Source organism: Paraperlucidibaca sp. (assembly GCF_982810325.1).
Map to the genome: position 1 here is coordinate 36,509 of NZ_CEYEMI010000004.1, position 12,058 is coordinate 48,566.

The following is a 12,058-nucleotide window of genomic DNA, read 5'->3' on the forward strand; positions in this document are numbered from 1 at the left end:
GGCGTATAATCTGCGCCTCTTGATGCTGTGGGAAATGACTGATGTGGTATCCGTTGGCGCGCGCCGCCTTGTTCCAATTTGAGCCTGAAACTGCGCATCACGTCGCGCTTGGCGGTCTACGCTGGGCTGAACGCATGGGCTTTATGCAGCGTTGGCCGCAACCACCAACACAGCCTGTTTCAGTGCTTGGTCTAGATTTCCCCAATCCCGTTGGTCTTTCTGCTGGTCTCGATAAAAACGGTGACTACATCGATGCCATGGCCGCATTAGGCTTTGGCTTTATCGAAATTGGCACCACCACGCCACGCCCACAACCTGGCAATCCACAGCCGCGCATGTTTCGCCTACCAGCGGCGGGTGCCATCATCAATCGTCTAGGCTTTAATAACGATGGCGTGGATGCCCTCGTGCGCAATGTTCAGCGCGCTAAATTTGCCGGCATCTTAGGCATTAATATCGGTAAAAATGCGGATACGCCGGTGGAAAATGCCGCCGACGACTATCTGATTTGCTTAGAAAAAGTCTATGCCCACGCGAGTTACATCACGGTCAATATTTCCTCGCCAAACACGCAGGGTTTGCGCAGCCTGCAAGGCGAGGCTGCACTGCAACGTTTATTAGAGGTGTTGAAATCTAAGCAGCTCGAGCTTGCCGCAACGCACGGTAAATACGTGCCTTTGCTGGTGAAAATTGCGCCTGATTTAGCCTTAGTAGAAGTCGAGTCGATGGCTAAAGTTTTTCTTGAGCAAGGCATCGATGGCGTTATTGCGACAAACACCACCATCGGTCGCCAAGCTGTAGCTGGCCTGCAGTATGCCGATGAAGCTGGTGGCTTAAGCGGTCGCCCAGTGCGCGAATCAGCCACACGCGTATTGCGTGAGCTGAATGCTGCACTCGATGGCAAACTGCCTTTGATCGGCGTTGGCGGCATTGCCAATGCCGATTCAGCAGCTGAAAAAATTCAAGCCGGCGCATCTTTGTTGCAGGTCTATACCGGTTTTATTTATGAGGGGCCTGATGTGATACGCCAAGCAATTTTGGGTGCCTCGCGCGCCATGCAACAGAAAGCCGCGCAGCAGGCGGAAGCAGTCGTGAGCCGTGAATCATGAGTGCCACTAATACCGAATTGCGCGAATGGATTGTTACCGGTGCCGATGGTCTCGACGAGCTATTGGTCGATGAATTAATTGCGCTTGGTGCTAGTCAGCCACGCCAGCTCAAAGGTGCAATTTCGGTGCAAGCCGATCTGGCCACTGGTTATCGTCTGTGCTTATGGTCGCGTTTAGCTTCGCGCGTGCTGCTGCCGCTGTTTAGCGTGCCTTCTGGTGATCCCGACAAGTTATTTCAAACCGCACTGAAATATCCTTGGGAAAATGTGCTGCGTGAAGACGCTAGTTTTGCCATTCGTGCTGCCGCCTCTAAAGGCGTAGCCACCCACACACGCTTTGCTAGCCTACGTTTAAAAGATGGCATCGTGGATCGCTTTCGTGATCGCACCGGCAACCGGCCATCAGTCGATAGTGAGCAGCCAGATCTCAGCCTGCACTTGTTCATTGAAGAAGAAAATATCAGCGTTAGCATCGATTTTTCTGGCGATAGCTTGCACAAGCGTGGCTACCGCGTGGCGCAAACCGACGCGCCTTTAAAGGAAACATTGGCCGCGGCTTTGCTCATGCAAGCCGGCTGGCCAGCGCGCGGCCAAGGACGTTTATTTGACCCAATGTGCGGCTCCGGCACTGTGCTCATTGAAGCCGCGCAAATGTGGGCCGATATTGCTCCAGGCTTGGCGCGTGTGCGTTTTGGCTTCGAAGGCTGGATGGGTCATGACGTAAACGTGTGGCGCGAAGTACGCGATGAAGCCGTGGCCATGCGACTCGCGGCTCAGGAAAAATCACCACCGCAATTAGTTGGTTTTGACACCAACCCCGATGCGCTTCGCAGTGCCCAACGTAACGCGCAAGCCGCTGGTGTTGCACAGTGGATGCATTTCGCCCAGCACAGTATTGGTGACTGGCCATTGCCTAACGACTGGGATGCTGCCGAGACCGGCGCAGGTGAAAACTTCACTGTGCCCGGCGTAATCGCCACTAATCCGCCCTATGGCGAGCGTTTGGGCGAAGAAGACAGCATTAAATATGTGTATCGCGCACTCGGCCGCGAGCTGCGCAAGCATCTGCCGAATTGGGATGCCGTAGTGCTGGCCGCCAATATCGAGCACGCCGACGCTTTAGGCCTAGAGCATAAAAATACGCAGCGCCTGTTTAACGGCGCGCTGCCGATTTTTGCTCGCCATGGTCGCGTGATTCCAGCCGAAGCTGAGTTGCCGCTGGCGTTTTATCCTAGCGATGATGAGCTGCCGCCCGAGGCCATGGATTTTGCCAACCGCCTGCAGAAGAATCTAAAAGCGGCGCTGAAAATCGCCAATGCCGAGGGCATCCGCTGTTTCCGTCTTTATGATGCTGACTTGCCTGAGTTCAACTTAGCCGTCGATGTCTACGATGGCCGTTTGCATGTGCAGGAATACGCGCCGCCGAAAACCATCGATCCTGAAAAAGCGGCGATGCGCTTTAAGCTGGCATTGCGTGCGATTCGCCACATCATGGGCCTGCATCGCGACAAAGTTTTTTTGAAAGTACGCGAACGCCAAAGTGGCAAACAACAGTACGAAAAGCAGGCCAAGCGTGGCAAGTTTTTTGAAGTGCGCGAAGGTAAGGCGCAGCTATTGATCAACCTCACAGACTACCTCGACACCGGTCTTTTTTTAGATCACCGCCCAATGCGCGAACGCATTGCTCGTGAGGCTGAAGGCACTCATTTCCTCAACCTGTTTGCCTACACGGGTACGGTTAGTGTGCACGCTGCTTTAGCCGGCGCGCTGAGCACCACGACCATCGATTTATCGCCAACGTATTTGCTCTGGGCTGAACGTAACTTAGCCCTGAATGGCTTGCCCGATGAGCAAAATCGCCTGATTCAGGCTGATGTCATGGCGTGGTTGCAGGAAGAAGTTGCGACGCGACCGATTGAGCAATACGAACTGATTTTCCTTGATCCGCCGACGTTCTCTAACTCGAAACGCAGCGAAGATGTTTTCGATGTGCAGCGCGATCACGTGCGCATGCTGCAACTGACCATGCGCTTACTAACTGATGACGGCACACTGTATTTCTCCAATAACTTCCGCAAATTCGGCCTCGACGAGGCGCTGATGGCGCAGTTTGAGATTGAGGACATCAGTGCTGAGACCATTGGTTTTGATTATCAGCGCAACCAGAAAATCCACCGTTGCTGGCGCATTCGCCATCGCAACCGCCCTGAGTCCTAAGGCGTGCTTGAGCTGCTAGGCACTGTTGGCTGTCATCTCTGCGATGACGCTGAACGCGTGCTCAAGCAGCTTAGCCTGGTGCGGCCGATAGCATGGCAATACATCGATATTGCGCTCGATGATGCGCTTTGCCTGCAGTTTGGCGAGCGTATTCCTGTGCTGCGCCATGGTGAGGGCGCCGCGCTCTATTGGCCATTTTCGGCTCTCGATATTGAGCGCTTTTTAGAGCAACGCATTACCTAATAAAAGTAGTTCTTGAGAAGATGCGTAATGAATGATAGAACCGCTCGGTCACGCCGTTATTTCGATCGGCGATTTTGGAGTCTGTCATGTCACTTTATCCCTCATATTTTAATGAAACCCATGAAATAGCCCGCCACAGTGCTCGCCAATTCGTTACCCGCGAAGTACTGCCGCATATCAATGATTGGGAAGAGACCGGTACTTTTCCGCGCGAAATCTATGAAAAAGCCGCTAATGCAGGCTTGCTCGGTGTTGGCTATCCCGAAGCGTTAGGCGGCACAGGTGAAGATATTTTCTTAAAAATCGCCATGACCGAAGAAATTATGCGCTCTGGCTCTGGTGGCTTTGCTGCCAGCCTTGGCTCGCTTGATATTGCCTTACCACCCATCGTGAAATGGGGCAGCGACGATCTTCGCCAGCGCTACGCTGTGCCAACACTGCAAGGCAAAATGATCGCCGCGTTGGCAATTACTGAGCCATCAGGCGGCTCCGATGTTGCTGGATTAAAAACGCGCGCAGAGCGTGTTGGCGACGACTATGTCGTTAATGGCAGCAAAATTTACATCACCTCGGGCATTCGTGCCGATTTCTACGTTACTGCCGTGCGTACAGGCGGCCCTGGCTATGCCGGCATCAGCTTATTGGTTATTGACCGCAATGCACCCGGTGTCTCAACTGGCAAACCATTGCGCAAAATGGGTTGGTGGGCATCTGATACCGCTGAAGTATTTTTTGATGATGTGAAAGTGCCAGCAAGCAACTTGATCGGCAGCGAAAATGCTGGATTTCTGCTGATCATGAGTAACTTTCAAATGGAACGTTTGAACCTATCGATCATGGCCAATATGACGTCAACGCTGGCCTTGGAAGAAAGCCTGCGCTGGGCAAAAGAGCGCGAAGCTTTTGGCAAGCATTTAGGTCGTATGCCGATCATTCGCCATAAGCTCGCTGATATGGCGACACGCTTAGAGGCTAGTCGTGAGTTCACCTATCGCGTGGCAGCACGTATGAGCGAAGGCATTCCTTCGCTGAAAGAAGTGTCGATGGCGAAAAACTTTGCCACTCAAGTTAGCGATTTTGTCACCACCGAAGCCGTGCAAATTTTCGGCGGCATGGGCTATATGCGCGAGTCTTTGGTTGAACGTTTGTATCGAGATAACCGGATTCTCTCCATTGGCGGCGGCACCTATGAGATCATGAACGAAGTGATAGCCAAACAACTGGATCTTTAGTGCCCGAATTTATTCATCAAACCTCTGCCAGCGCGCTCACCGAGAGTTTGCCGCGTTGGCAGCACGCCCAACCGCTGGCCATCGACTCCGAGTTCATTCGGGTCGACACGTTTTATCCCATACTGGGCCTACTACAACTTGGCGATGGCCACGGCGAAATGCTCGTCGATCCTGTCGCCATTGATGACTTAGCCTGCCTAGCGCCTTTGCTGGGCGCGGCTGGGCCATTAAAAATCATGCATGCCTGCTCCGAAGATTTGGAAGTGCTAACGCCTTATAGCGATGGTGCTGTCGGGCAAGTGCATGACACGCAAATCGGCTTAGCCATGCTTGGTGAAGGTTTGCAGTTGGGTTATCAAAAAGCCCTGGCTCAAGTCTTAAATATCGACATCCCTAAAGATGCCTCGCGCTCCGATTGGTTAGCGCGACCGCTCAGCGATCAGCAGCTAAATTATGCCGCGCTCGATGTTCGGCATTTGCCTGCGCTATATGAGGCTGTGCGTGAACGCCTGCAGGCAAAAGATCTCTGGCATTTATTTGATGCCGAGTGTGCTGAGGTTTGCCGCGTACCAAATGCTATTAACCCTGATGAAATCTGGCGTAGCCACGGCAATGCGTGGCGTTTATCGCGCCAACAAAGCGCTGTTTTGCAGGCGCTGATGCGCTGGCGCGAAACCGAGGCGATGTGCCGCGATGTGCCGCGTGGGCATTTATTGAAACCGTTGTCGCTGTTTGAGATGGCTCACAGCCTGCCCAAGCAAGCACAGGATTTCCGCGGTATTAGCGAGCTTAATCCGCGTGTTGCGCGCAAAGATGGTGAAGAAATTCTTGCGATTATCGCTCAAGCCGCTGCCGGCAATGACGCATGGCCGACGCCAGTAGCAGTACCATTGCCGCGTGAAGCCAGTAAGCTTTTCGATGCCCTCAAGCGCGCCATGCAAGCAGTCGCAGATGACTTATCCATGCCGCTAGAAGTGCTCTGGCGTAAACGCCTCGCTGAGCGCATCGTGCTGCAAGCAGTCGACACCTCGATTGCCGATGCACTTGCTCAACTCGGTGGTTGGCGTGCACCCTATGTGTCACCTGTAATCGCCGAGGTGCTAAATGCACATCAGGCGCAACTAGACGAATGGTCGGCACTGCGCCAAGCCAGCATGAAATCGAGATAACGCAATGAGTCGTGTGTTTTGTTCAATTTACAAAAGCCGCAAAAAAGACGAAATGTATGTCTACACCTTAAAGGCAGAAGGCTTGAAGCGTTTGCCTGAGGCCTTGTTAACGCAATTTGGTGCGCCAGTGCATGTCACTGACATCATGCTGTCTGTCGAGCGGCCTTTAGCACGTGCTGACATCGCGCAAGTGCTGAGCCAAATTGAGTCGCAGGGGTTTTATTTACAAATGCCACCACCACGCGAGCCATGGCTAATTAACTCTGACCAAATGCCGGCATGGAGGCATAAGAGCCGCGAGCCACAGGAGCCTAGCGATGACTGAGCCTGAATTTACCTTGGCCATGTGGGCTTTATATATGGTGTCGGCCGTTATAGTGTGGTGGTTGGCTAGCAGCCTATTTTTGCGTGGTGATAGCCAGTTCAAGCGCATATCGCGTTTGTTATTGGCGGTGCTTGTGTTTACGCCAACGCTTACTTTGCAACACGGTCAGCTAGCGGTATTACCCGCGACCATCACCTTGTTTTTTGAATTGCTCGCACACAACTCCGTAGGAGCAGTAAAAGCCTTGTTGCCTTGGTGTTTAGTGGCGGGAATAGTCTTAGTTGTCGATGCCGCGATTTCGCGCGACGACGCGGTTTAACGTTTAGCGATAGGAATAGATATGCAATTTATTGGAACTGATCAGTACATCGCCACGCCCGAGTTAACCTTGGCCGTAAATGCCGCCGTGACGCTGCAAAAGCCTTTGTTGATTAAAGGTGAGCCAGGCACAGGCAAAACCCTATTGGCTGAGCAAGTCGCTGAGTCCTTTGGCACACGCTTGATCCAGTGGCACATCAAGTCCACCACCAAAGCTCAGCAAGGTCTCTACGAATACGATGCCGTATCGCGCCTGCGTGATTCGCAGCTCAGTACCGAACGCGTGCACGACATCGGCAACTACATCAAGAAAGGTAAGCTCTGGGAAGCATTCACTGCCGATGAGCGCGTAGTGTTGCTGATCGATGAGATTGACAAGGCTGATATCGAATTCCCCAACGACTTGCTTACCGAGCTCGATAAAATGGAGTTCTTCGTTTACGAAACTGGCGAGACCATCAAGGCTAAACATCGCCCAATTGTCATCATCACTTCAAATAACGAAAAAGAGCTGCCCGATGCTTTCTTGCGTCGCTGCTTCTTCCATTACATCCAATTCCCCGATGCTGAGACCATGAAGGCGATTGTCGAAGTACATCACGCTGGCATCAAAGGCACGCTGCTGAAGCAGGCGCTGGATATTTTCTTTGATCTGCGCAAAGTGCCGGGCTTGAAGAAAAAGCCAACAACCTCTGAATTGATCGATTGGCTCAAGCTGATCCTATCCGATGACATCCCTGAAGATGTGCTGCGTAATCGCGATCCGCGCAAAGCCATTCCGCCACTGTACGGCGCCTTGCTGAAAAACGAGGCCGATGTGGCGTTGCTTGAGCGTTTAGCCTTTATGAATCGCCGTGAAAACGCCTAACACCAGACGACGTTTAACGCCGATGCTTAACGCTAGGAGAGGGCGATGCTAGTCCATTTTTTTGAGACCATGCGAGAGCATAAGGTGCCGGTGAGCATCCGCGAGCTGCTCGATCTCAATGCCGCGTTGAAAGCAGGCTTGGTCTATGCCGATAGCGAGGCGTTTTATCAGCTGGCAAAAGTCTGCATGGTCAAAGATGAGCGCCATTACGACAAATTCGATCGCGCTTTTAAGGCTTTTTTTGATGGTCTAGAAGGCGTATCGGCCGATTTTCTGAGCAAAAGCATTCCTGAGGAATGGCTGCGCAAAGAGCTGGAGAAACAGCTATCGCCAGAGGAAATGGCTGAACTGCAAAAGTCTGGTTCGCTTGAAGAGCTGATGAAGAAATTCATGGAGCGTCTGCAAGAGCAAGAGAAGCGTCATCAGGGCGGCAATAAATGGATTGGCACCGGTGGCACGTCGCCGTTTGGTGCTTATGGTGCTAACCCTGAAGGCATTCGCATGGCTGGGCCATCGCGCAATAAAAGTGCGGTGAAGGTCTGGGAAAAGCGCGACTTTCGTAATCTCGATGACAATGTCGAGCTTGGCATTCGTAATATCAAGCTGGCTTTGCGCCGTCTGCGCCGCTTTGCTCGCCAAGGTGCGGAAGAAATTCTCGACATCGACGACACCATTCGCCATACCGCTCACAACGCCGGCATGCTCGATATTCGCTTAGTGGCAGAGCGTAAAAACCGCGTCAAAGTGCTGCTGTTTTTTGATATTGGCGGCTCGATGGACCCGTATGTGCGCATTTGCGAGGAGCTTTTTTCGGCCGCTAAAACCGAATTTAAGCATCTCGAGTTTTTCTACTTTCATAACTTCATTTATGAGTCGGTATGGAAAAACAATATGCGGCGCCACAGCGAACGCACCATGATTTACGACATTATTCATAAATACGGCAAAGACTATCGCGTGATTTTCATTGGTGATGCCAGTATGTCGCCGTATGAAATTGCCTCGGTGGGCGGCTCGGTTGAGCACTTCAATGAAGAGCCCGGCGCACTTTGGATGCAGCGTTTAACCAACCATTTCGACAAAGTGGTTTGGCTTAACCCTGAAGCAGAAAAGCACTGGAAAATGACACAGTCGACTGAAATGACCTTGCAGTTAGTTGATCAACGAATGCATCCCCTAACGCTAAAAGGCATCGAAGATGCCATGCGCTACTTGAGTAAATAACCATGAAAAAATTGCTGATAGTTGCTGCGATTGCATTGTCTGGCGTGAGCTTGAATGCCTCGGCTGGCCTTATGTCTGGCTCGCGTCCGGCGAACTTAGGCGTCAACGAAAATGGTCAGTTAGCGCCGCTGCCATCAGCGCCGCATGCGGTGGGTAGCCAAGCGGTGGAGGGTGATAAAAAAGCTATTGCGCCGTTAATGGTTGTTGGCGACAAGGGCAGTTATATGGCGCGTTTGGCCGCTGTTATTGCCGATATGTCGGGCGCAAAAGTGGTTAAGCAAGACTCTGCTTATCTTTACGCCGAATACACGTCGTCGTTAATGGGCTTTGTCGATGATGTTGAGTTTGCCATGCAGGCCGATGGTCAGCGCGTAGATGTGCGTTCGTCGTCACGTATTGGCTATTACGATTTTGACGCAAACCGTGATCGTATTGAGCAAATTCGTGCAGCCATGAAGGCTACGAAATAAGCGGTCGCCAGTTTTTAGCGACCGCCTAGTACTTTAGCCGTTCCCTGCCAACCATGCGGTGGGCTCTTGCTGCGGTTTGAGCTCGCACGCAGGCTGGGCAACACGCAGCAGTGTGTCATCTAGCCAGCTCAACAAATCCTCGTAAACTTCGTCTTTATTGGTCTCGTTGAAGAGATCATGGCGAGCATCTTCGTAGATCTTCATGGTGACATCGATTAAGCCTGCGGCCTCAAGCTTGTCATCTAGAATGGCTACGTTGATGCCATCGTTGCCAACAGGGTCTTTTGAGCCAGCAAACGAATACACCGGCAAGTCATTGCGGATTTTACGTAGGTTACTCATGCGCTGCGTTCGGCTTAACCCAACGAGAAAGTCGCGCCAAAAACCATTGCTACAGGTGATGCCGCAGAGCGGATCATTGGTATAACGCTGCACGAAGGTATTGTCGCGTGACAGCCAGTTATAGCTGGTGTTATCGGTGCCGAAAGCTTTGGCAAACTTACCAAACGTCAGCGCGTGAATGATAGGACTGCGGCTGTTTTCACCTTGGCGCCAGCATTCAAATTTGGCAAACCAATGCGCGGACCACGTAAACCATGGTGCTTCGTAATTGCTGCCTTGCAGTATCAGCGCGTCAATATTTTGTGAGTGGCGCTCAGCAAAAGCTAAGCTGATAAACGAGCCCATGGAGTGGCCGAGTAAAACCCACGGAGCATCTGGATAGATGGATTTTCCATAACGATTAACGCTGCGCATATCGGCACAAACGGCTTCCCAATGCTGAGTGTCGCTAATCTCGCCTAGAGCTTCGATAGGCACCGATAAGCCATGGCAGCGATGATCATGCGCCATCACGGCATAGCCGGCGGCATTGAGGCGGGCGGCAGTATCGGCATAGCAACCGCTGTGCTCCGACATGCCGTGCGCTATGTGCACTAATGCCTTCGGGTGTTCAACTGGCCAGTGCCGTAGGGGGATCTCATGGCCATCTTCGGCTAAAACAAAGCTCACACCTTCAAATTCGGGGCCGCTTCGCTGTTGTGTGCTAACGCTCTTCATATAAGCTGCCTCACCACTGATTATTTTTATGGAGGATTTATGCTGAACACGATTCATTATGGCGTGAGTTCCGCACATCCTGCATCACATTATTTCGATATCTGCCTAACCATCGCTGAGCCTGACGCCGCTGGTCAAGTGTTATGGCTGCCCGATTGGATTCCTGGCAGCTATATGATCCGCGATTTCTCACGCCATCTAACGCCGCTAAAGGCTTTCACTCGCGATGGTCAGAGCGTCTCGATAGCCGCTATCGACAAGTCATCATGGCGCTGCGCTCCTGTCGTCGGTGAGCTGCTTGTGCGCTACCGTGTTTACGCTTGGGATATGTCGGTTCGTACCGCCTTGCTCGACCAGTTTGGCGGCTTCTTTAATGGCACTTCGCTATTTCTTGCAGTTGCTGGCCAAGAGCAGCGACCAGTAACGATCACGATTGAGCAGCCACAAGGCGCTGAGGTGTCGCTAGGGAATACTGGCGAATGGCGTGTTGCTACTACGCTAACTCGCGCCGGCGCTGAGCCTTTGGGTTTCGGTGATTATTGCGCAGCGAACTACGACGAGCTTATTGATCACCCTGTCGAGCTAGGTGTCTTTGATTACGAAGCTTTTGATGTTGATGGTGTGCCGCATGCGATTGCCATTACCGGTGCTCATCGAGGAAATACTCCGCGTTTAATCAATGATTTGAAGCGTATATGTGAGACGCAAATACGCTTCTTTGAAGAGCCAGCGCCATTCAGTGAGTATCTTTTCTTGCTGCGAGTGGTTGGCTCGGGCTATGGCGGCCTAGAGCATCGCAGCTCAACGAGTTTGATCTGCAATCGCGATGATCTTCCCAGTGCAAATGAGCCAAATGCGCCCAGCGCGGGCTATACGCAGCTTTTAGGCCTATGCAGCCATGAGTATTTTCATAGTTGGAATGTGAAGCGCCTAAAGCCTGACGTCATGGTTGCGCCGAATTTGCGCCAACCCGTACACACCGAGCTGCTATGGTTTTTTGAGGGCATCACCTCGTATTACGACGATCAATTTTTGCTGCGCTCCGGTGTTATTAACGTAGAGGCCTATGCCAAATTGCTGAGTCAAAACATTACTCGGCATTTACAAACACCAGGGCGGGTAGTGCAAACCTTGGCGGACTCAAGTTTCGATGCGTGGACCAAGTATTATCAGCAAAATGAAAACACACCCAATGTAGTGGTCAGTTACTACGTTAAGGGTGCGGTTATGGCGCTTTGTTTAGACCTTATGTTGCGCGCCCAAGATCATGATTTAGATAATGTTATGCGCGATTTGTGGCAGCGTTATGGGCGAGAGCTTAAAGGCGTTAGCAACGAAAATATTGCCGATATATTAATTAGCAAACTCGGCAGCGCCGCGGAGCAATTTTTGCAGCAAGCCTTGCACAGTACAGAGGAACTGCCATGGCAAAGTCTGCTCGAAGATGCTGGCGCGAAGGTTACGCTTAGCGCTGCCAATAGCGTTAGTTTGGGCGTACGCACACAGTCAGCTGATGATGGCGGCGTGCAATTACGCGTCGTTGACCCATCTGGCGCAGCGGCAGCGGCAGGCCTATCAGCGGGTGATGTGATCATTGCGCTCGATAATTTGCGAGTAAATGCAGCCAATTGGGACAAACGGATAGCACAATATGCTGCCGGAGATAGCATCTCAGTGTATGCTTTCCGCCGCGATGAGTGGCTCTCATGCCGCTGCGTTGTGGCTGCTGCCGCGCACGATACCTGTAGTTTGGTATTCACCGAAGACCCTTCGGTATGGCCAGCTTCACTTGCATCATCGAACTGACAATAAAAACTACTTGGAG

12 protein-coding genes are annotated in these 12,058 nt (G+C 52.1%); 11 read left to right on the forward strand and 1 reads right to left on the reverse strand.

Annotation, left to right across the window (positions count from 1 at the left end; genetic code table 11):
* Positions 1–41: 41 nt before the first annotated feature.
* The 10 genes from AC3DKE_RS02890 (at position 42) to AC3DKE_RS02935 (ending at position 9,174) form a co-directional block, all read left to right on the forward strand.
* Positions 42–1,109 (forward strand): quinone-dependent dihydroorotate dehydrogenase, encoded by a 1,068-nt coding sequence (locus AC3DKE_RS02890; protein WP_340674763.1) that lies wholly within the window; start codon positions 42–44, stop codon positions 1,107–1,109.
* Positions 1,106–3,325: a bifunctional 23S rRNA (guanine(2069)-N(7))-methyltransferase RlmK/23S rRNA (guanine(2445)-N(2))-methyltransferase RlmL gene (gene rlmKL, locus AC3DKE_RS02895; protein WP_487990038.1), complete on the forward strand. Its 2,220-nt coding sequence runs from the start codon at positions 1,106–1,108 to the stop codon at positions 3,323–3,325. The genes AC3DKE_RS02890 and rlmKL overlap by 4 nt, the downstream gene beginning before the upstream one ends.
* A gap of 3 nt (positions 3,326–3,328) precedes the next feature.
* Positions 3,329–3,568: a glutaredoxin family protein gene (locus AC3DKE_RS02900; protein ID WP_411730120.1), complete on the forward strand. Its 240-nt coding sequence runs from the start codon at positions 3,329–3,331 to the stop codon at positions 3,566–3,568.
* A gap of 86 nt (positions 3,569–3,654) precedes the next feature.
* Positions 3,655–4,800, forward strand: coding sequence for an acyl-CoA dehydrogenase family protein (locus AC3DKE_RS02905; RefSeq protein ID WP_487990039.1), 1,146 nt, complete (start codon positions 3,655–3,657; stop codon positions 4,798–4,800).
* Positions 4,800–5,969, forward strand: a complete 1,170-nt coding sequence (locus AC3DKE_RS02910) for a ribonuclease D (protein WP_487990040.1) — start codon at positions 4,800–4,802, stop codon at positions 5,967–5,969. The genes AC3DKE_RS02905 and AC3DKE_RS02910 overlap by 1 nt, the downstream gene beginning before the upstream one ends.
* Positions 5,970–5,973: 4 nt before the next feature.
* Positions 5,974–6,294 carry a YcgL domain-containing protein gene (locus AC3DKE_RS02915; RefSeq protein ID WP_379069526.1) on the forward strand — a complete coding sequence of 107 codons (321 nt, stop codon included), beginning with the start codon at positions 5,974–5,976 and terminating at the stop codon, positions 6,292–6,294.
* Complete coding sequence (locus AC3DKE_RS02920; RefSeq protein WP_484217379.1) at positions 6,287–6,613, forward strand: hypothetical protein; 327 nt, start codon at positions 6,287–6,289, stop codon at positions 6,611–6,613. Before AC3DKE_RS02915 ends, AC3DKE_RS02920 begins: the two co-directional genes overlap by 8 nt.
* Positions 6,614–6,622: 9 nt before the next feature.
* Complete coding sequence (locus tag AC3DKE_RS02925; protein ID WP_487990057.1) at positions 6,623–7,480, forward strand: AAA family ATPase; 858 nt, start codon at positions 6,623–6,625, stop codon at positions 7,478–7,480.
* Between the two features lie 45 nt (positions 7,481–7,525).
* On the forward strand, positions 7,526–8,704 hold the full coding sequence (locus AC3DKE_RS02930; RefSeq protein ID WP_340674756.1) for a vWA domain-containing protein: 1,179 nt from the start codon (positions 7,526–7,528) through the stop codon (positions 8,702–8,704).
* A 2-nt stretch (positions 8,705–8,706) separates the two neighbouring features.
* Entirely contained in the window at positions 8,707–9,174 is a 468-nt protein-coding gene (locus tag AC3DKE_RS02935; protein ID WP_411730121.1) for a DUF1499 domain-containing protein, read from the forward strand.
* Positions 9,175–9,207: 33 nt separating this feature from the next.
* Here AC3DKE_RS02935 and AC3DKE_RS02940 read toward each other — a convergent pair whose 3' ends face one another.
* Positions 9,208–10,233 carry a lysophospholipase gene (locus AC3DKE_RS02940; protein WP_487990041.1) on the reverse strand — a complete coding sequence of 342 codons (1,026 nt, stop codon included), beginning with the start codon at positions 10,231–10,233 and terminating at the stop codon, positions 9,208–9,210.
* Between the two features lie 39 nt (positions 10,234–10,272).
* On the opposite strand from AC3DKE_RS02940, the gene AC3DKE_RS02945 reads away from it, so the two are divergent.
* Positions 10,273–12,039 (forward strand): M61 family metallopeptidase, encoded by a 1,767-nt coding sequence (locus AC3DKE_RS02945; protein ID WP_487990042.1) that lies wholly within the window; start codon positions 10,273–10,275, stop codon positions 12,037–12,039.
* The last annotated feature ends 19 nt before the right edge of the window (positions 12,040–12,058 follow it).

Coding starts and splice junctions, on each gene's coding strand:
- AC3DKE_RS02930 (WP_340674756.1), top strand. CDS start 7,526: ATGCTAGTCCATTTTTTTGAGACCATGCGAGAGCATAAGGTGCCGGTG.
- AC3DKE_RS02915 (WP_379069526.1), top strand. CDS start 5,974: ATGAGTCGTGTGTTTTGTTCAATTTACAAAAGCCGCAAAAAAGACGAA.
- AC3DKE_RS02890 (WP_340674763.1), top strand. CDS start 42: ATGTGGTATCCGTTGGCGCGCGCCGCCTTGTTCCAATTTGAGCCTGAA.
- AC3DKE_RS02945 (WP_487990042.1), top strand. CDS start 10,273: ATGCTGAACACGATTCATTATGGCGTGAGTTCCGCACATCCTGCATCA.
- AC3DKE_RS02935 (WP_411730121.1), top strand. CDS start 8,707: ATGAAAAAATTGCTGATAGTTGCTGCGATTGCATTGTCTGGCGTGAGC.
- AC3DKE_RS02905 (WP_487990039.1), top strand. CDS start 3,655: ATGTCACTTTATCCCTCATATTTTAATGAAACCCATGAAATAGCCCGC.
- rlmKL (WP_487990038.1), top strand. CDS start 1,106: ATGAGTGCCACTAATACCGAATTGCGCGAATGGATTGTTACCGGTGCC.
- AC3DKE_RS02920 (WP_484217379.1), top strand. CDS start 6,287: ATGACTGAGCCTGAATTTACCTTGGCCATGTGGGCTTTATATATGGTG.
- AC3DKE_RS02940 (WP_487990041.1), bottom strand. CDS start 10,233: ATGAAGAGCGTTAGCACACAACAGCGAAGCGGCCCCGAATTTGAAGGT.